Source organism: Cupriavidus sp. 8B, assembly GCF_054589115.1.
In genome coordinates, this window is record NZ_BAAILO010000100.1 from 87,763 (window position 1) to 107,367 (window position 19,605).

Here is a 19,605-nt window from a genome sequence, read left to right on the forward strand (position 1 = left end):
AGCGCTGCCGCTCAGTGCTTGCATGCCAGCGGTGAACGCACGCCGCCGTCGCGCACAAGCGGCAGGATGGTAGGCGCCAGCGATTTCAGCAACTGCACGGACAGCGCGCTGGTGAAGGCGTAGCGCGCGGCATAGGGCTCTTGCACATACGCCGTGACGTTGCCGAAGTAGCGGTCGCCAAGGAAGAACACGAAAGTGGCGGAGCGGCTGACCACACGCGACGAAATCAGCCGGCCGCCCGGCCCGTAGACTTCGTAGCGATGATCGCCCGTGCCGGTCTTGCCGCCGGCCACGATGCCGCTGCCGCCCAGCGCGGACTTCAGCGATCCCGCCGTGCCCGAATCCACCACGCCGATCAGCGCGGCGCGCACCACCTCGGTGATATCCTCGCTCAGCAATTGCGTGCCCTTCTGCCCCAATCCGAAATCGGTCGCGTACGGCGTGCCCGCCGCAAAATCCAGGCTGCGCAGCGCCGTGGCCTGCTGGCGCACGCCATTGCCCTGCACGATGCCGACCAGCTCGGCCAGCGCAGCCGGCCGGTCCCCCGCCGCGCCGATCGCCGAGGCATAGGACGCCGTGATCGCGCTGAACGGATAGCCCAGGCGCTGCCACCGGCGGGCAATCTCGACAAAGGCCTGGCGCTCCAGCTGGCTGCGGATGCGGCGCGTCTGCCCGCCGGGATGACGGGTCTTGAACAGCCAGGCATACACCTCCTGGCGTTGCGCGGTGCTGTCGCGCAAGACTTCATCCAGGCTGGCACCAGGCCGCTGGCGCAGGTAGTTCAGCAGCCATAGCTCAAGTGGGTGCACCCGCGCCAGGTAGCCCCGGTCATTGAGCGAAAAACTGGTCGGTCCGTATTTGCTGTACAGCTTGGCCAGCTTCTCATCGGTCAGCCCCGCCTTGGGCAGGGTGGCAAGCATGATCTTGTTGAACTGCGCCGGATCGATGTCGGGATCGATGCTTCGCAGCGTCACCGCCAGCCCCACCGGAGAGAAGTGGCGGTTCTGGAGCACGCGCCTGGCCGCTTCCTGCTGGGTCATGCCGCGATATTTCCCGTAGAAGGCACGCAGGTAGTCGCTGCCCTCCTTGTCGGCAAACCGCACCAGGTAAGCGCGGCGCTGCGGCGCTGCCGGATTGTTCAGCCATTCGTCGGCATCGGGGTGCAGGCGATAGGTTTCATAGCGCACGATATCCCGCATCAGGCGGATATAGACCAGGTTCACCGAGTGCTCGAACCCTTCGCGCACGGTCATGATCTTCATGTTTTCCCAGCGCTCGAAATTGGTGAACGTCTGCAGCCCGCCCCCGGTAAAGAACGCTTCTCCCGCGTTGCCGGAATAGCGGCGCAGCATGGCGGCATCCAGGATGGCGCGCCGGCTCTTGTCGGGCGCGGTGAGCAGGTAGCTCACCACCCACTGGGTCAACGCATCCAGCTTGGCCGGCTTGATTTCGCGCAGCTCGGCGGCGGACATGCCGGCATATTTCTCGTGGAGCTCGGAGATGATTTCCAGGTAGGTCACCAGCGTGCGCAGCTTGGCGGTGGAGCCAAGGTTCAGCCGCGCCCCGCGGTTCAGGTCGAACGGCAGGTCCAGGTTGTCGGCCTGCACGCGCAGCAGGTTGGCGCCGTCGACCTTCTCGTAGAGCGTGAAGCTGATCGCCAGCTTGGCCGGGTCGTCGCCCTCGCGCAGCAGGTTGTGGCCATACATCCCGAAGCCATGCGCGCCGTCACGCGTGCCCGCCCGCAACAGCGCCTCGGTGACCACCCGTTGCAGGCCGGTGTTGATGGTGCTGTGGGCCGTCAGGTCGAGCCGGTCCAGCTCGTAGCTGCTGCCCAGGTCGAGATAGCGCAGCAAATCGGTGCGCACCCCGCTGATAGCCTTGCGCGAGATAAATGACACCTCCGGCCGGTCCATCGCCGGAGGGGCCAGCGTCAAGGACTGGGCCAGCGAAGCGTCGCGCAGCCAGGGCGGGATGGCGCCCGCGGCCGACAGCAAGCGGATGTAGCTGTCGGTCAGCTCCGCCAGCGTGGCGGTATCGCGGCGCAGGAAGTGCGATGGCCCGCGCTGCGCAATGATCAGCGAGAGCGCTTCTTTGAACACCCGCGCCTGCCGCTGGCCGAGCTCGCCCTCGCCCTGGCCCGCGCCGGGTCCCGGCCCGGCGGCGTTCGCCAGCAAGCGGTTGGCCTCGTCGAAGTCCTGCCCGTACCAGGCCCACAGGCCGTCGCCCAGCCCGTTGACCTCGCCCACGCCGGCCCGGGCCGAGAGCGGCACGGTGTTGAGGTAATCGAGCAGGATGCGCTCCCTGGCGGCCACGGTGTTCGGGCCGTCCAGGTAGGCGCGCATCGATGCGCTGGCCATCTGCCGCAGCTTTTCCTTGGGCGAACTGGTGCGGCCCGAGCGCGAATGCCGGTATTTCTCGATCTGGGTAGCGAGCGTGCTGCCCCCGGCGGCGTCGTGTTTCTCGTTGAAGAAATGCACACCCTGATCCAATGCGGCGCGCGTGAAGCGCCGCACGTCCAGCGCGGGATTGCGCGTGGGGAATTCGGGATCGAGCAGATCGCGGTTCTCGATATAGAGCAGCGCGCTCACGAGGAGGGTCGGAATTTCCTGGAAGCTGGCGTAGGTACGGGGCGGCGTGCGCCTGGCGCCAAATGGCACGTCATTGCAGTCGAGCAAGTCCAGGCCGGCCTGGGTCTTTTCGTGATAGGGCGCGAACAGGCCGGAGTCCGTCAGCTCAAGCATGCGGTCGGACCACTGCGCCTGGCGTTCGCGCCGAAAGCCCCGCGCTTCCAGCAACTCGGTGAACTGCGGCATCCGGCTATAGCCGAAGCGCAGGTCATAGGGGCCGTCATCCGGAAAGCGGATGCGCTTGCTCGGGCCGTCCTTTACCGCGAAGGCAACGTCCTTCGCCCGCCCAGCGAAGTAGCGCGCCTGCATCCGCGAGGTGGCCAGTTCCTCGGCAACCACGGCGCAAAGGACGTATGCGCCCCCCACAAGCAGCGCCAATACGAGGAGCTTGGGCCAGACACGTCGACGCACGATTCAGGTCCGTTTGCGAGGAAACCGGGGCTTTTCCCGGCGCTTCGGCCAATGCCGGGCGCCTGCTGGCAACGATGGCACTATTCCGCCACTCTCGTCACAACGTATACCCTAGTCTAATGGGGCCTAACGCACAAAGTGCGCGTGCGGCATCCCGGCGTTTCCGGCTATTCCCCGTCATTTCCCGTCATTTCCTGCCGCGCGCCGGCGCTCCCGGCCCGCCAATACCCGGAACGCCGCTGTGGCCTGCTTGAGCTGGCGCGCCTGGTCCTCCAGCGACGCGGCGGCGGCAGCGGCCTCCTCGACCAGCGCCGCGCTCTGCTGGGTGGATTGGTCCATCGACGTCACCGCCTGATTGACCTGCTCGATGCCGCCGCTTTGCTCGACCGAAGCCGCCGCGATCTCGCTCATGATGTCCGGTCGCCCGGCGGATCGCCGCGACCATCTCCTCCATGGTGCTGGCCGCGCGCCCGGCCAAGGCCGTTGCCCAAAGCCACATGCGCCAGCGACTGTCTATCGGTGCAGCGCAACAACAACTTGAGGCCGCGCTGTTTGCTGTGCGCAAGACGGCACCTGGAGATGCTGCTTCGGGCATCTCGATTGATCTCGCGCAAACTTTCATGCATCCGCGCGCCAGCCTCGGTCAAGTCCCGGCAAAGCAGTCCGTTAGCCCAGGGATCTCAAACTCCTGTTCCAACCGATGATGAAAAACCTGAGCGTGCGCACTGCCTTGCTGGCAGTCCTTGTGACCTTTGCCTTCATGATCGTGTTCGGCGCGGGCGTCGGCGTGCTCGCGCTGCGCGCCGCGGACCAGGCGACCGGGCGCGTGCAGCAACTGTGCGCCAGCGCCCTGCTGCTCAACGATGCGTACAAGGACATGACCCGGGCGCGCTCGGCGCTCGCACGCGCCTATGCCTCGGCCCGCGAAGGCGGCGCCGAAACCAATGCCAGCGCGCTCGATGCCGCCGGCAAATCGCTCAAGCGCTCGGCCGATACGTTGCAGCGCTTCGAGGCCGCGCCCGTGCAGGAAGGCCAGGACGATGCCCAGCGCCGCCAGGTCGTGGATGCCGCGCGCCGGCATGCGGGCACGGTCGAGCGCGCCCTGGCCGCCTTGCGCGCGGGAGACCCTGCCGCCTACGCCGCGATCAACGACAAGGAAATCACCGCCTCCGGTGCCGAGTACTCGGTGGGCGTCGAGCGCTTCCAGGAGCAGGCGAGCCAGCTGGCACAGCAGGACACCGCGGAGAGCAGCTCGCGCTACCAAACGGTGGTCAAGCTCGTGGTGGTTGGCATCACTGCCGCGCTGGGCCTGATCGTGGCGGTGCACCTGGGACTGCGTGCGGCCATCGTGGCGCCGCTGGCCGCCGCCGCCGAGCACCTCGACCGCGTGGCGCAGGGCGACCTGAGCCATCCCGCCGCGGCCGCCGGCAACAACGAGGTGGGCCGCGTGCTTGGCGCCGTGGCGCGCATGCAGGAGGCGCTGACGCGCACGGTCAGCCAGGTGCGGGCCAGCTCGGACTCGGTCAACATCGGCGCGCGCGAGATCGCGGCCGGCAATACCGATCTGTCCTCGCGCACCGAGCAGCAATCCGCCTCGCTCGAGCAAACCGCCGCCAGCATGGAGGAACTCACCTCCACGGTGAGCAACAACACGGAAAGCGCGCGCCAGGCCAGCGCGCTGGCCGCCGAAGCGGCGCGGCTGGCCACGCGCGGCGGCGACGACGTGCGCGGTGTGGTCCAGACCATGGGCGACATCAGCAGCAGTTCGCAACGAATCGCCGACATCATCGGCGTGATCGACGGCATTGCCTTCCAGACCAATATCCTGGCGCTCAACGCCGCCGTGGAAGCGGCTCGCGCGGGCGAAGCAGGTCGCGGCTTTGCCGTGGTGGCGGGCGAGGTGCGCGCGCTGGCGCAACGCAGCGCTAACGCGGCGCGGGAAATCAAGTCGCTGATCGACGATTCGGCCAGCAAGGTCCGCGCCGGCAACGCGCTCGTCGCCCAGGCCGGCCAGACCATGAGCGAGACCGTGGATGCCGTGGGCCGCCTGGCGCGGATCATGGAAGACATCTCGTCGGCGTCGCTGGAGCAAAGCGCCGGCATCGTGCAGGTCAGCCAGGCGGTCACGCAGATGGAAGCCGTCACCCAGCAGAACGCGGCGCTGGTGGAGCAGGCCGCCGCTGCGGCCGGATCGCTCGAAGCGCAGGCGCGCCAGCTTGCCGAGGCGGTGGGTGCCTTCCGGCTTGCGCCGGCAGCCTGAGGGACTGCGCCCACCCAAGCCACTATCAAAGCACCTTCAAACCGCCTTCAAGCCACCTTCAAGCCACCTTCACGCGGCCGTGATGCCGCGCTGCAAGGTGGTCTTGAGCATGGAAAACACCTGCCGCGCCACCGGGTTGGCCGCATTGGGCCGCGCCCACAGGTAGTACGTCACGTCGGGCAGGCGCGGCAACCCGTCCTTGTCCCCCAGCACCCGCATGTCGGCGCCCAGCAGGTCGATGCTGCGCGCCGTGATCCCCAGCCCGGCGCGGATCGCCGCCTTGATGCCGATCAGGCTCGGCGCGAAATACGCCGTGCGCCAGGGCACGCCGGCCTCCTTCAGTGCATCCAGCGCCAGCTTGCGGAACAGGCTGGGTTCGTCGGCCAGGATCAGCGGCACCGTGCTGCCGTGCTCATAAGCAAAATCCGCCGCGCAAACCCAGATCGTGGGCGACGTGCGCAGGACAAGCCCGTCCAGGCTGCTGTCTTCCCGGGTGGAAACGGTCAGGTCGATCTCCCCGCGCCGCAATGATTCCATCAGGAAGGGGCTGCGCCCTACATGGATCTCCAGCCGCAGGGCGGGCGACGCCCGGGCGATATGCGACAGCAGCGGCGGCAGGATGGTGTCGGCCACATCGTGCGGCGCCCCGATGCGCAGCGAGCCAGTGAGGTCGCCCTCGCGCAGCACGCGCAGCGCTTCGTCGTTCAGGTTCAGCAACTGCCGCGCGTATTCCACCAGTTTGTTGCCATGCCGCGTGAGCTGCTTGCCGCGCCCCTGCCGCTCGAACAGCGCCAGCGCCACTTGCTCCTCCAGCCGCTGCATCTGCTGGGTGACGGCGGATTGGGTGCGGTGCAGCCGCTCCGCCGCGGCGGCAAAGGTACCGTGGTCGGCAATGGCCACCAGGGTGCGCAACAGGTCCAGATCGAGATTACGCATTCATTAGACTTGCTTAAGTATTTTCATGGGTGATTAAGTGGTTTCAGGTGCCGGCCTTCATTACAGTGAAACCATGCAAGGTTATGTACCACCCCGCAAACCAAGAACTATCAAGACTCAGCAAGGATTCTAGAGACATGTCGATCGCACAACAACGCCAGGCCGCCGTCGGGGACACGATTCGATCCATCAAGGAAATCGTAGCTAGCGGGGGTGTCACCCGCGAATCGCTGGCCAGCGTGCTGGACCAGGTGGAGCAACTGGCCGCCAGGCCGCAACTGTGGGCGCAGAGCGAATTCGCGCCGCCGGAGGAAGGCGAGCGCCAGGCCCGCTACCTGATCGCCGAAGACCCCGACCAGACCTTCGCGCTGTACCTCAATGTGATGCGCCCCGGCAAGCGCATTCCCCCGCACGACCACACCACCTGGGCCTGCGTGGCCGGCGTGGTGGGCACCGAGTACAACGACGTCTACCTGCGCACCGACGATGGCAGCGAGCCGGGCGTAGGCACGCTGGTGCACTCGCACACGGTGGAAGTAGGCCCGGGCTCGGGCATCGCACTGCTGCCCGACGACATCCACTCGGTCGAGATCCGCGGCGAATCCGTGATCCGCCACCTGCACATGTACGGCCGCGCGCTGGAAACCCTGACCGGGCGCACCGCCTACGACCTCGAGACCGGCCGCTGCCAGGCCATGGGCGTGGGCGTCAAGACGCGCCGCTGACCGGCACCGGGGAGGTGCAGCGCTAACCAGGCCGCACCTCCCGGCTTCTGCCGAAGCCCGAATCCAACGCATTTCCACTTGCCTCCCGCCCGCGTGCGGCCGGGAGGCATGGCCCCCTTTTTGCCTGAACAAACGCATGCCCGCCATCCTGAACACGCCCGACACCCGCTACACCCAAGTCGACCCGGTCACCCTCAAGGGCTGGTTGCATGACCAGGACGAGATCGCCCTGTTCGATATCCGCGAGCATGGCCAGTATGGCGAAGGCCATCCGTTCTATGCGGTGCCGCTCCCTTTTAGCCGGCTGGAGCTCGACATCGGCCGCCTGGCCCCCAACACCTCGGCGCGCATCGTGCTGGCGGACGACGGCGACGGCGTAGCGGTGCGCGCCGCACAGGCCTTGGCCGCCCTCGGCTATACGCGCTTGTTTGTGCTGGACGGCGGCGTGCCGGGCTGGCAGGCCGCAGGCTACGCCGTGTTCGCCGGCGTCAACGTGCCCTCCAAGACGTTCGGCGAACTTGCCGAGCACCACTACGGCACCCCGCGCGTCTCGGCCGCGGAGCTGGCGGCCATGCAGGCCGGTGAGCAGGCGCCGGTGGTGCTCGATGGCCGGCCCGTGTCGGAATTCCGCAAAATGAACATCCCCGGCGCCATCTGCTGCCCCAACGGCGAGCTGGCTTACCGGCTGCGCGACCTGGTGCCGGACCCGGCCACGCCCATCGTGATCAACTGCGCCGGCCGCACGCGCAGCATCATCGGCGCGCAGACCCTGATCAACTTCGGCGTGCCCAATCCCGTGTTCGCACTGGAGAACGGCACCCAGGGCTGGTACCTGAACGACTACAAGCTGGAGCATGGCGGCACGCGGCGCTATCCCGACAGCGCTGCGCCTGCCGGGCTCGATGCCGCCCGGGCCGCCGCGCAGACGATGGCGGTGCGCTTCGCGGTGTTGCACATCGACGCGGCCGAAGCGGGCGCGTGGCTACGGGACCCGTCCCGCACCACCTTCCTGTGCGACGTGCGCACGCCGGAGGAATACGCCGCCGGCTCCGTGCCCGGCGCCCAGAACACGCCCGGCGGCCAGTTGATGCAGGCCACCGACCAATACGTGGGCGTGCGCCGCGCGCGCCTCGTGCTGATCGATGCCGATGGCGTGCGTGCCACCGTGGTGGCGAGTTGGCTGCGCCAGATGGGCCATGACGCCGTGGTGCTCGAAGGCGGGCTTGCGGCCGCGCTTGCCTACGGCCTCGCCGCGCCCTGCGGCCCCGAGGCGCCCTCCCGCGCCTTGCCGGGCATCGATGCTCCCGCGCTCGCGGCAGGCTTGGCCGGACAACAACTGCTGGCGCTCGACGTGCGCGCCAGCATGGCGTATCGCGCCGGCCACGTGCCAGGCAGCCGCTGGTCGATCCGCCCGGTCTTTGCCCGCGACCTCGCCGGCGTGCCGCGCGACACGCCAATCGTGCTCATCGGCGATGACGATCAACCGGGCACGGCCGCGCTGGCCGCCGGCGAACTGGCCGCACTTGGCTACAGCGACGTCAGCCTGCTCGCCGGTGGCGCAGGCGCCTGGCTGGCGGCGGGCCATGCGCTGGCAAGCGATGCCGGAGATGGCGATGCAGCGAGCATCCTGCCCGATGCGCGCTGCATCGATTTCCTGTTCTTCGTCCACGACCGTCACGACGGCAACAAGGAGGCCGCGCGTCGCTACCTGGCGTGGGAGACCAACCTGATTGGCCAGCTCGACGCCCAGGAACTGGCCACTTTCCGCTTTGCCTGATCCGGCCCGATCCGGCCCACACAGCGTTCTTCCAACATGACCCGCCATCAGCGACCGAGCCAGCCATGCACCCACCGCCCGCCCCTCGGGGCGGGCAACGATGCGCATGGCTGGCAAGGCGAGTCGCCAGGCATTGATTCCCATCCGGCTCGACGGTGCAGCGCCAAGGGGACGCCCCGGCATTCCCGGGACACAGGGGCAAGAGGCAGCAACCGGTATGCCAGACCGGCCACCGGGGCCACAAGAAGCCTGCCCAGCCCCCCTTCGCTCTGACATCTCTCAACATACACAGGGGTTTTTCATGTCACGCATCAAGCAAGTACTGACCAGCACCTTCGCCACCGTCGTCACCGTCGCCCTCGCCATGGCCGGCACCCCCGCCAGCGCGCAGCCGCTCGCGCCGGTCGGCGGCTTTCCCTCGCAGCCGCTGCGCTTCGTCTCGCCGTTTCCCGCTGGCGGCGGCAACGATGCCGTCACGCGCATCGTCACCACGCGGCTCGGCGAAGTGCTGGGGCAGACCGCCGTCACCGACAACCGTGGCGGCGCCGGCGGCAATATCGGCACGCGCTTCGTGGCAGAGGCCAAGCCGGATGGCTACACCCTGCTGACCTCGCAGGTGTCCGTCATGGCCGTGAACCCGACGCTGTACAGCGCGCCCGGCTTCGACCCGGTCAAGAACTTCATGCCGGTCACGCAGATCAACGCGGCGCCGCTGGCCATCGTGGTGGCGGCCAACGCGCCCTGGCAGACCTTTGCCGAACTGGCCGCGCAAGCCAAGGCCCAGCCGCAAAAGATCACCTTTGCCACGCCGGGCAACGGCACGCTCTCTCACCTGGTGGGCGTAGTGCTGGACAAGGACAGCGGCATCGCCCTGCAGCACGTGCCCTACAAAGGCGCTGGCCCGGCCATCAATGACCTGCTGGGCGGGCAGGTAAACGTGCTGATCACCTCGACCTCCTCGGTGGCCGGCTTTATCCAGGCCGGCCGCATGCGCGCGCTGGCGGTCACCAGCCCGCGCCGCCTGGGCGTCTTTGCCAAGGTGCCGACGCTGGAGGAGCTGGGCTACCGCAATGCCCGCTTCGAGGACTGGTACGGCGTGTTCGCGCCGGCCGGCACCTCGCCCGAGCGCGTCGCCTACCTGAACCGCGCCATCGTGCAGGTGCTGCAGATGCCCGAGGTGGTGAAGCTGATCAACGAAGGCGGCAGCGACGTGGTGGGCAGCAAGCCGGAGGCATTCGCCGCGCAGCTCAAGGGCGACATCGCGCGCTGGTCGCAAATCGTCAAGCTCTCCGGCGCCCGGGTGGACTGATCCGGGCGCAGCGGATGAAGACGGCATGGCTCTTGCTGCTGCCTGCCACCACAAGTTGTGACACCAGCCGCGCCACCCTGGCGCGGCACCCCACCAGGGCCAAGCCATGAAGCACAGCATCCTTACCCACCTCGCGCACGCCGGCCGCGCCAGCAACGTGGATGGCGGGCAGCCCGTCAACCCGCCCGTGGTACGCGCCAGCACCGTGTTGTTCGACTCGGTGGCGCAGATGCGCGAGATGCGCTCGCGGCGGGGCAGCGAACGGCTGTTCACCTACGGCGCGCGCGGCAATCCCACGGCGTTTGCGCTGGAAGACATGGTCACCGAGCTGGAGGGCGGCTACCGCACGCGCCTGTTCCCCAGCGGCCTGGCGGCGGCCGCGATGACGCTGCTGGCCTACCTGCGCCCCGGCCAGCATGTGCTGCTGCCCGATTGCGTGTACGAGCCCGTGCGCAAGCTGGCCGAAGGCTTTCTCGCGCAGCACGGCATCGCCGCCAGCTTCTACGCGGCCGACGGCCACGACCTGCAAGCCAGGCTGCGGCGCGAAACCCGCCTGGTGTACGTGGAAGCGCCCGGCTCCCTGGCCTACGAGATGTGCGACCTGCCGGCCATCGCCGACATCGCCCACCGGCACGGCGCGCTGGTAGCGGCCGATAACACCTGGGGCTCCGGCCTGCTGTACCGGCCGCTTGCGCTCGGCGCCGATATCTCCCTGATGGCCGCGACCAAATACCTGTCCGGGCATTCCGACGTGATGATGGGCACGGTCTGCACCCTTGAGGCCGCCTGGCCAGCGCTCGCCACGGTAGCCGACGCCTTCGGCATCACCGTCAGCCCGGACGACGCCTACCTGGTCCAGCGCGGCATGCGCTCCCTCGGCGCGCGCCTGTCCCAGCACGAGCGCGGCGCGCTGGCGGTAGCCGTTTGGCTGCGCACCCGCCCCGAAGTGGCTGAAGTTTTCTGCCCAGCCCTGCCCGGCGACCCCGGCCACGCACTGTGGCAGCGCGACTGCCACGGCACCAACGGCCTGCTGTCGTTCTCGCTGCGCGCCGAGGCACCGGACGCCGCCGAGCGCTTCATCGACAGCCTTGCCCTCTTCGGCATCGGCGCCTCCTGGGGCGGGTTCGAAAGCCTCGCCGTGATCGCAGACATGCGCAGCGCGCGCAGCGTCGCCGACTGGTCCAGGCGCGGCCAGGTGATCCGGCTGCATATCGGACTGGAGGATATCGACGACCTGCTGGCCGATCTGGGGCGGGGGTTCGAGGCGATTGGTGGGGGGCGGGTTGCCGGACGGGCGTTGGAGGCGCACACGGGCTAGACGGGGCTTACAATGCCGGCTTTGCCGTCCCCCTCCCCGCAATGCCCGCACCCCAGACCGAAAGCCACTCCGCCGTTTTCTCGCCCGAGGAACAAGAGAGCTTCTACCGCCTCATCGCGTCGCGCCGCGACATGCGGCATTTCATTGCGGGCACCTCGATCGATGAGCGTGTCCTGATGCGCCTGCTGCAGGCTGCGCACAGCGCGCCTTCAGTGGGGCTGATGCAGCCATGGCGCTTTATCCGCGTCGCGGATCCCGCCCTGCGGGAGGCAATCGCCGCGCTGGTCGAGGCCGAGCGGCAGAACACGGCGATGGCGCTGGGCGAGCGCGATGGCGAGTTCCTGCGGCTGAAGGTGGAGGGCGTGCGCGAGTGCGCCGAGCTGTTGGTGGTGGCGATGGCGCCGGACGATGGCACGGTGTTTGGCCGGCGCACCATGCCGGGCGAGATGGCGCTGTGCTCGGCGGCCTGCGCCATTGAAAACCTCTGGCTGGCGGCGCGCGTGGAGAACCTGGGGCTGGGCTGGGTCTCGATGTTCGCGCCGGATGCACTGGCTGCGCTCTTACGGCTGCCGCCGGGTGGCCAGCCTATCGCCATTCTCTGCCTTGGTCCCGTGGCGGCCTTCTATCCCGCGCCGATGCTGGAACTGGAAGGCTGGCGCCAGGGGCGCCCGCTGGCGGATCTGATGTCCACGGACACCTGGGACCGGTCCGACGCCTGAAGCACCATCGGGCCGCTCAGGGCGCCACCGACGGCTCCCGCTTCATGCAGCGCAGCACGAAGGTGGAATGGCTGTGCCGCAAACCCGGCAGCTTGTAGAGCTTGTGGCGCAGGAATTCTTCGTACCCTTCGGTGCCTGCCACCGCCACCTTGATCAGGTAATCGTATTCGCCGGTGAGCAGGTACGCCTCCATCACCTCCGGCAATTCGGCCAGCGCTTCGCCGAAGCGGTCCAGCATGTCGTCGTCGTGCCGGTCCAGCGTGACTTCGATCAGCACCGTGTCGGGCAGGCCAAGCGCCTTCTGGTTCAGCAGGGCCGCATAGCCCTCGATCACGCCGCTTTCCTCCAGGGCGCGCACGCGATTCCAGCACGGCGTGGGCGACAAGCCAACCTGCTCGGCCAGCTTGAGGTTAGAGAGCCTGCCGTCGCGCCGCAGCGCGCGCAGGATGCGGCGGTCGGTTTCATCCAGTTTTGGGGAGGTTGCCATGTCTTCTGCCGATCATAAGGAAGGAATCTCCCATAACTCTACCACCCATAGATAATTCATCTCCAAATAGATCAAAACCGGAGGCAATAAAGAAGCCCATTCTGGGGTGGCGCTGGTAAATTTATCGCATGCCTTCGCTGCCACAAATACCTACTCAAACTGCCGCCAACGCCATGTCAACCTTGAACCTCGCCCTGCGGCTGGACCGCACTGACCTCTTCGGCGCCATCGAATGGACGCTCGCCAACGCCCGCCGCACCGGCCTGCACCTGATCGACCTGTGCTTCGGGCAAGCGGCCGCGCCCTACCAGCTCACGCTGTCGGTCGGCGCGGACGATGCGGACCGGCTGGACCTGTTCGTCAGGCGCCTGGAAAACGGCGCGGACGTGCTGGAGGTCTTCGAACTCGCGGCGCCGGGCGAGCGTGCCGCCAAAGCGCCGGCGCACGCCGAGGCGCGGCGGGACGTGGTGGAACCTTCGCTAGAATTGGCCTAGCCCGTTGCCGAGGCTGTGCCATGCTCCGTCGTCTCCCACCGCTGTCGTCGCTGGCGCCGTGAGCTGCGCGCCCACCTGATTCAGCGCTGCTCGAAGCTGCGCGTGAAGTAGACCAGGCCAGCCTGCTCGCGCAACCGGTACAAGGAGGCCGGGCGGCGCCCGGTCTCCTTTTGCGCGCCAAGGTCTTCCAGCAAGTCCGCGGCGAGCATGCGGGTCCGGAAGGCCTTTTTCTCCAGGGGGCGGCCGAGCACGATCTCGTAGACATGCTGCAGTTCGCCGAGCGTAAAGGCGCAGGGCAGCAGATGCGCGGGCAGCGACGTGTACTCGGTCTTGCCCCGCACCCGCCCCAACGCCGCACTCAGCAGCGTGGCGTGATCAAAGGCAAGCGGCATGCCCACGCCGTCTCCCATAACAGGCGCCCAGCGCAGGTCGGCGGCATTGCCGCCCTTCTGTGGGGCCAGCGTGTCATCCGCCAACAAGGCGACATAGACATGGGTGGTGGACCATCCGCGCGGATCGCGCCTGGCGCTGCCCCAACTGCCGACCTGTTCCAGATAGGGGCTGTTCACCCCGGTCTTCTGCGCCAGCTTGCGCAACGCGCAGCCCTGCAGATCCTGATCCCGTTCGATATCGACAAAGCCGCCCGGCAGGGCCCATTGCCCGGGAAACGGCTCGCCGGGCTGTTGCGGGCGCTGCACGAGCAGGACCTGCAGCGCCCCGGCACGAATGGTCAGGATGACCACGTCGACGGTGGTCAGCGGACGGGGGAATGCGGTGGTGGCGGCTTTCGTCATAGGGCGGGCGATCCTGGAAGTAGGCAGTGCAGGCAGTTCAGGGGCGGATTATAGATTGACAAGTGTCTCAGCCACACTTATATTAGTGGCACAGACACACTTAATGCCTGCCACCCTATGCCGGCAAGCCCAACAACACCACCGGAAAGGACCACCATGTTCGGCATCCGATTCATCAAGGCTGATCCCACCACCTATCTGATGCAGATGAAGAGCGGCAAGATCATCCGCGAAGGCAGCGGCCAGTCGTTCTACTACTACGCGCCCACCACGTCTCTCGTTGCCGTGCCGGTAGGCAGCCAGATCCTGCCGTATATCTTCGAGCTGATCACGACCGACTTCCAGTCCGTCACAGTGCAAGGCAACCTCTCCTACCGCATCACCGAGCCGCGCAAGACAGCCGCCATGCTCAATTTCGCGCTCAAGCCGGATGGCCGCAATTACATCTCCGAGGATCCGCAGAACCTGCGCACCCGCGTCGAGGGCGTGGTCGAGGTGCTGGTGCAACAGGCCGTGAGCGCCGAAACGCTGCGCACCGCGCTGCAGGCGTCGGACCGCATGGCGCGCCAGGTCGAGTCCGCGCTCAAGGCGCATCCGGACGTGCTGGCGCTCGGCCTGGAAATCCTGTCGTTCTCGATGGTGGCCGTCAAGCCGCGTGCCGAAACCGCGCGAGCGCTGGAAGCCGAGGTCCGCGAGCAGATCCTGAAGGCGGCCGACGACGCCATCTATGCCCGCCGCAACGCCGCGGTGGAAAACGAACGCGCCATCAAGGAAAGCGAGCTCGACACCGAAGTGGCGGTGGAACTCAAGCAGCGCACGATCCGCGAAACCCAGATGGAAGCTGAAGCCGCGGTGCAGAAGAAGCAGGCGGAACTGGAGGCCAGCACCATGGAGGCGCAGATCACGCTGGAAGCACGCCGCAAGGAGTTCGTGGGCCTGGAGGCCGACAACACCCGCACCACCGCCGAGGCCGAGGCGCACCGCCTGGGCGCCGTGATGCAGGCACTGCAGGGCGCCGACGCGCGCATCGTGCAGGCGCTGGCCGCATCGGGCATGGCGCCGGGCCAGCTGATCGCGCAGGCCTTTGGCGGGATTGCCGACAAGGCCGAGAAGATCGGGCAACTGAATATGTCGCCGGAGCTGCTTCAGTCACTGCTTGCACCTGCGAGCAGCAGCCGCGCAAGATAACCGAAGATCAGCGCAGCTTTAAGACGCTTTAAGACGCTTTAAGCGGCATTAAGCAGTTACAAGAAGAAGGAACCAGGAAAATGGGCGCAACCGCCGATCGCAAGGTAGTGCTGGTGACGCGTAAGACACGGCTGGAAGCGCTGCTGGCGCGCTACCACTCGCTGGCGCAGGCACGCTTCTACCTGGAACACCTGGGCGCGGACATCACCGATTACCAGCGCGAGCACGACACCTATCTTGCTGCGCGCGAACAGGCGGTCGCCGTGCTGTCGCACTACCTGCGCCGACAGGTGGTGGACCGCCAGTTCCTGCCCAACTTCCTGTTCGGGCCGGAAGACATCGTGGTGGCGCTGGGCCAGGACGGCCTGGTTGCCAACACCATGAAATACCTGAACGGCCAGCCGCTCATCGGCGTGAACCCCGATCCCGCGCGCCACGACGGCGTGCTGCTGCCCTTCCAGGTGGGCGACCTGGCGCGCGTGCTGGCAGAAGCCATGCAGGACCGCCGCCCCGCCCGCCCGGTCACCATGGCGCGCGCCGAACTGTCGGACCAGCAGGTGCTGTACGCGGTCAACGACTTCTTTATCGGACCGCGCAGCCACACCTCGGCGCGCTACGAGATCCAGCTCGGCGCGAAGAGCGAGGTGCAGTCATCGAGTGGCGTCATTGTCTCCACGGGGCTGGGGTCCACCGCCTGGCTCAAGAGCATCGTGACCGGCGCGCGCGCCATCGCGCAGGCGGACGGTGGCGCCGAAACGCCATATCAGTCTTTGCCCTGGGATACCGACCGGCTGGTGTTTGCGGTGCGCGAGCCCTTTCCGAGCCGCGCCAGCCAGGCCACGCTGGTCTACGGCAACGTGCCGCGCGGCGAGCAGATCGTGCTGCGCTCGCTGATGCCCGAGACCGGCGTGATCTTCAGCGACGGCATCGAAGCGGATTTCCTGCAATTCAACGCGGGCACCGAGGCCCGCATCGGGGTGGCCGAGCGCAGCGGGCAGCTGGTGCAGTAGCGTCGCCCTCTTTACTCACCTCACGCTAGTTCGACCGGCAACAGTTCGATCCCGTCCAGCTCGGCCGCGCAGGTATCGCGCACGATGGAAACAAAGTCGCGCACATAGGGCCGCTGGGCGAGCGGCGCCGGGGTGGTGGCATAGAGCTCGCTCCACAAACCCTTGGCGCCGATGCGCTTGGCCAGCACGTAGTCGTGGTCGACGTAGTTCTTCACCCCCCAGTTGGGCAGCGCGGCCACGCCCCGGCGGCTGGCCACCAGCTGCAGCACGGCCACCGTCAGCTCCGCCGTGCGCCGCTGCAGCTTGATGCCGGCGGGCTCCAGCACTTCCCGGATCAAGTCGATGCGCTGCTCCGGCACCGGGTAGGTGATCAGCGTTTCGCCGTCCAGGTCGGCCGCCTCGATCCGGCGCTTGTTGCGCAGCCGATGCTCGTTGGCGATCACCGCGAGGATCTCGAAGCGGAACAGCGGCGCCACCGCCAGGCCGCGCTTGGCCGGCGGCATCGAGCCGATCACCATGTCCGTGCGGCCCTCGGCCAGCAGCGACAGGGGATCGGCGTGGAAGCCCGCCACCAGATCCACCTCCACCTCCGGCCAGCGCCGGCGGAACTCGTCCATCACGGGCATCAGCCAGTCGAAGCAGGTATGGCACTCCAGCACGATGCGCAGCTCGCCGTGCGTGTCGCCCTTGAGCCGGGCCAGGTCGCGCTCGGCCGTGCTGATGGCCGCCAGCGTCTCGCGCGCCAGCGCCAGCAGCCGGTCGCCGGCCGGGGTGAAGCGCAGGCCCTGGCGGGTGCGGTCGAATAGCGGCAGGCCGTAATGCGCCTCGATGCCTTTGATTTGATGGGACAACGCGGACTGGCTGACGTGCACGCGTTGCGCGGCCATGGCGAGCTTGCCGGACTCGGCAATCGCCACCAGCGAGCGCAGGTGCCTGACTTCGATCACGGCTTGCTCCTGGATTGGGAAGAATGGCGCCGGGTAGGCGTGATATGAAATTGATTCATACGTTGATTAAATCTTATCGCTTGATTCATTTTACGCTGGATTCCACACTGGGCGCCATCGTCACATTCCCAATACGGAGCATTACATGGCACGCACTCATATCGCTGGCTTTCCGCGCATCGGCGCCCAGCGCGAACTGAAATTCGCCCAGGAGGCGTTCTGGCGCGGCGAAACGGACGAGGCCAGCCTGCGCCAGGTAGCGGCCGGCCTGCGCCAGCGCCACTGGCAGTCCCAGGCGCAAGCCGGGCTGGACAGCGTGGCGGTAGGCGACTTCGCCTACTACGACCAGGTGCTGGGCCTGAGCGCGTTGCTGGGCGCCCTGCCCGCGCGTTTTGGCTTCGACCCGAAGCAACTGAGCCTGGCCCGGTACTTCGAGCTGGCCCGCGGCAACAAGGCCCAGCCGGCCATGGAAATGACCAAGTGGTTCGACACCAACTACCACTACCTGGTCCCGGAACTCGGCCCCGACACCCGTTTCGACGGCGGCGTGGACTGGTTCTTCGACGAAGTGGAAGAAGCGCTGGCGCTGGGCCTCAACGCCAAGCCGGTGCTGATCGGGCCGGTCACCTACCTGTGGCTGTCCAAGACCCACGTGGCCGGCTTCGACCGCCTGAGCCTGCTGCCCGGCCTGGTGGCCGCCTATGGCCGCATCCTGGCCCGCCTGCGCGAGCGCGGCATCGAATGGGTGCAGATCGACGAGCCCGCGCTGTGCCTGGACCTGGAGCCGGCATGGCTCGATGCCTATGACGGTGCCTACGCGGAACTGGCCAAATCCGGTGTCAAGCTGCTGCTCGCCACCTACTTCGACAGCGCCGCCGACCACGCCGCGCGCGCCGCCGCCCTGCCGGTGCAAGGCTTCCACATCGACCTGGTGCGCGCGCCCCAGCAGCTCGACGCCTGGCGCAAGGTGCTGCCCGCCGGCGCGGTGCTGTCCGCCGGCGTGATCGACGGCCGCAACATCTGGCGCGCCGACCTGCGCCGCGCACTGACCGTGCTGGCGCCGCTGCATGCCGAACTGGGCGAGCGCCTGTGGGTCGCGCCGTCCTGCTCGCTGCTGCACGTGCCGGTCTCGCTTGAGGGCGAGCGCAAGCTCGATGCGCAGATCAAGACCTGGCTGGCCTTCGCCACGGAGAAGCTGGCCGAGGTCAACGTGCTGGCCCGCGCCCTGAACCAAGGCGAGACAGCGGTCGCTGCCGAGCTGGCCGCCGCCGATTCCGCACTGGCCTCGCGCCGCAGCTCGCGCCGCGTGGTCAACCAGCAGGTGCAGGCACGGGTGGCGGCAGTCACCGCTGCCATGGCGGAGCGCAAGAGCCCGTTCCAGACCCGCATCGAACGCCAGCGCGCCGCGCTGCAGCTGCCGGCGCTGCCGACCACCACCATCGGCTCCTTCCCGCAGACGCCGGCAATCCGCCAGACGCGTGCCGCCTACCGCCGCGGCGACATCGGCGCGCTGGATTACCTGCAGCGCATCCGGGGTGAAATCGAGACCGCCGTGCGCAAGCAAGAAGCGCTCGGGCTGGACGTGCTGGTGCATGGTGAAGCCGAGCGCAACGACATGGTCGAGTACTTCGGCGAGCAGCTGTGCGGCTACACCTTCACCGAAAACGGCTGGGTGCAAAGCTATGGCTCGCGCTGCGTCAAGCCGCCGGTGATCTACGGCGATGTGTACCGCCCCGAGCCGATGACGGTGGAAACCACGCGCTATGCGCAATCGCTGACGGACCGCCCGATGAAGGGCATGCTCACCGGCCCGGTCACCATGCTGCAATGGTCCTTCGTGCGCGACGACCAGCCCCGCGCCACCACCACGCTGCAGCTCGCGCTGGCGATCCGCGACGAGGTCTCGGACCTGGAACAGGCCGGCATCCGCGTCATCCAGATCGACGAGCCGGCACTGCGCGAAGGCTTGCCGCTGCGCAAGGGCGACTGGGCCGCGTACCTGGACTGGGCCGTGCACGCGTTCAAGATCTCGGCCGCCTCGGTGGCGGACGAAACGCAGATCCACACCCATATGTGCTACGCCGAGTTCAACGACATCCTGCCCGCCATTGCCGCGCTGGACGCCGACGTGATCACCATCGAAACCTCGCGCTCGGCCATGGAGCTGCTCGAAGGCTTCGGCGAGTTCGACTACCCCAACGAGATCGGGCCGGGCGTGTACGACATCCACTCGCCGCGCGTGCCTAGCGTGGAAGCCATCACGCACTTGCTGGAGCGCGCCTGCGAGGTGATTCCGCCGCAACGGCTGTGGGTCAATCCGGACTGCGGGCTGAAGACGCGCGCCTGGCCCGAAACCGAAGCCGCGCTGGCCAATATGGTTGCCGCCGCGCGCAGCCTGCGCGAGCAGATCGGCAAGGACAGCGCGACCACGTGGCAGCGCGCCACCCGTCGCACTGGCCTGGGCGGGCATGCACACGATGGCGCGGCGCACGCGGCGGGTTGCGTCGATTGCGCCAGCCAGGCGGCCTGATTCGAGCCCTGTCGAGCCAGGCCAAGCCCTACCCGGCCAACGGGCCGGCATGCATCGCATGCTGGCCCGTTGG

General features: G+C 67.7%; 16 protein-coding genes and 1 pseudogene. 11 read left to right on the forward strand and 6 right to left on the reverse strand.

Translation table 11 applies throughout. The features are described from left to right. Positions 1-11: 11 nt before the first annotated feature. Together ACYP5B_RS10855 and ACYP5B_RS10860 are read right to left on the reverse strand one after the other, a co-directional pair. Entirely contained in the window at positions 12-3,038 is a 3,027-nt protein-coding gene (locus ACYP5B_RS10855) for a transglycosylase domain-containing protein (protein WP_400092179.1), read from the reverse strand. Positions 3,039-3,215: 177 nt separating this feature from the next. Then, positions 3,216-3,507: pseudogene (locus ACYP5B_RS10860) on the reverse strand (methyl-accepting chemotaxis protein); the annotation flags it as partial. Here ACYP5B_RS10860 and ACYP5B_RS10865 point away from each other — a divergent pair. Further along, positions 3,491-3,742, forward strand: a complete 252-nt coding sequence (locus ACYP5B_RS10865; protein WP_459569607.1) for a hypothetical protein — start codon at positions 3,491-3,493, stop codon at positions 3,740-3,742. The pseudogene ACYP5B_RS10860 and the gene ACYP5B_RS10865 overlap by 17 nt on opposite strands. Then, positions 3,742-5,298 carry a methyl-accepting chemotaxis protein gene (locus ACYP5B_RS10870; protein WP_459569606.1) on the forward strand — a complete coding sequence of 519 codons (1,557 nt, stop codon included), beginning with the start codon at positions 3,742-3,744 and terminating at the stop codon, positions 5,296-5,298. The genes ACYP5B_RS10865 and ACYP5B_RS10870 overlap by 1 nt, the downstream gene beginning before the upstream one ends. A gap of 69 nt (positions 5,299-5,367) precedes the next feature. Here ACYP5B_RS10870 and ACYP5B_RS10875 read toward each other — a convergent pair whose 3' ends face one another. Next, a complete protein-coding gene (locus ACYP5B_RS10875) occupies positions 5,368-6,234 on the reverse strand; it encodes a LysR substrate-binding domain-containing protein (protein WP_400092180.1) in 867 nt (288 codons plus the stop codon). Positions 6,235-6,371: 137 nt separating this feature from the next. On the opposite strand from ACYP5B_RS10875, the gene ACYP5B_RS10880 reads away from it, so the two are divergent. The 5 genes from ACYP5B_RS10880 (at position 6,372) to bluB (ending at position 12,082) form a co-directional block, all read left to right on the forward strand. Further along, positions 6,372-6,959, forward strand: a complete 588-nt coding sequence (locus ACYP5B_RS10880) for a cysteine dioxygenase family protein (protein ID WP_400092181.1) — start codon at positions 6,372-6,374, stop codon at positions 6,957-6,959. Positions 6,960-7,095: 136 nt separating this feature from the next. Beyond that, positions 7,096-8,736 carry a rhodanese-like domain-containing protein gene (locus ACYP5B_RS10885; protein ID WP_400092183.1) on the forward strand — a complete coding sequence of 547 codons (1,641 nt, stop codon included), beginning with the start codon at positions 7,096-7,098 and terminating at the stop codon, positions 8,734-8,736. A gap of 301 nt (positions 8,737-9,037) precedes the next feature. After that, on the forward strand, positions 9,038-10,045 hold the full coding sequence (locus ACYP5B_RS10890) for a Bug family tripartite tricarboxylate transporter substrate binding protein (protein WP_400092184.1): 1,008 nt from the start codon (positions 9,038-9,040) through the stop codon (positions 10,043-10,045). A 106-nt stretch (positions 10,046-10,151) separates the two neighbouring features. Continuing rightward, positions 10,152-11,363 carry a cystathionine beta-lyase gene (gene metC, locus ACYP5B_RS10895; protein ID WP_459569589.1) on the forward strand — a complete coding sequence of 404 codons (1,212 nt, stop codon included), beginning with the start codon at positions 10,152-10,154 and terminating at the stop codon, positions 11,361-11,363. Positions 11,364-11,404: 41 nt separating this feature from the next. Next, entirely contained in the window at positions 11,405-12,082 is a 678-nt protein-coding gene (gene bluB / locus ACYP5B_RS10900; RefSeq protein WP_459569590.1) for a 5,6-dimethylbenzimidazole synthase, read from the forward strand. 16 nt (positions 12,083-12,098) lie between these two features. Here bluB and ACYP5B_RS10905 read toward each other — a convergent pair whose 3' ends face one another. Next, entirely contained in the window at positions 12,099-12,569 is a 471-nt protein-coding gene (locus ACYP5B_RS10905; protein WP_045240794.1) for an Lrp/AsnC family transcriptional regulator, read from the reverse strand. 173 nt (positions 12,570-12,742) lie between these two features. On the opposite strand from ACYP5B_RS10905, the gene ACYP5B_RS10910 reads away from it, so the two are divergent. Then, a complete protein-coding gene (locus ACYP5B_RS10910) occupies positions 12,743-13,063 on the forward strand; it encodes a hypothetical protein (protein ID WP_400101549.1) in 321 nt (106 codons plus the stop codon). A gap of 80 nt (positions 13,064-13,143) precedes the next feature. On the opposite strand, the gene ACYP5B_RS10915 is transcribed toward ACYP5B_RS10910, so the two are convergent. After that, complete coding sequence (locus ACYP5B_RS10915; RefSeq protein WP_459569591.1) at positions 13,144-13,857, reverse strand: NUDIX hydrolase; 714 nt, start codon at positions 13,855-13,857, stop codon at positions 13,144-13,146. Positions 13,858-14,013: 156 nt separating this feature from the next. Between ACYP5B_RS10915 and ACYP5B_RS10920 the strand changes: the two genes are divergently transcribed. Continuing rightward, positions 14,014-15,045 carry an SPFH domain-containing protein gene (locus tag ACYP5B_RS10920; protein WP_459569592.1) on the forward strand — a complete coding sequence of 344 codons (1,032 nt, stop codon included), beginning with the start codon at positions 14,014-14,016 and terminating at the stop codon, positions 15,043-15,045. A gap of 80 nt (positions 15,046-15,125) precedes the next feature. After that, a complete protein-coding gene (locus ACYP5B_RS10925) occupies positions 15,126-16,055 on the forward strand; it encodes a diacylglycerol kinase catalytic domain-containing protein (protein ID WP_400101555.1) in 930 nt (309 codons plus the stop codon). Positions 16,056-16,075: 20 nt separating this feature from the next. On the opposite strand, the gene ACYP5B_RS10930 is transcribed toward ACYP5B_RS10925, so the two are convergent. Then, positions 16,076-17,002 carry a LysR family transcriptional regulator gene (locus ACYP5B_RS10930; protein ID WP_459569593.1) on the reverse strand — a complete coding sequence of 309 codons (927 nt, stop codon included), beginning with the start codon at positions 17,000-17,002 and terminating at the stop codon, positions 16,076-16,078. Between the two features lie 145 nt (positions 17,003-17,147). On the opposite strand from ACYP5B_RS10930, the gene metE reads away from it, so the two are divergent. Beyond that, positions 17,148-19,532 (forward strand): 5-methyltetrahydropteroyltriglutamate--homocysteine S-methyltransferase, encoded by a 2,385-nt coding sequence (gene metE, locus ACYP5B_RS10935; protein WP_459569594.1) that lies wholly within the window; start codon positions 17,148-17,150, stop codon positions 19,530-19,532. Positions 19,533-19,605: the final 73 nt, after the last annotated feature.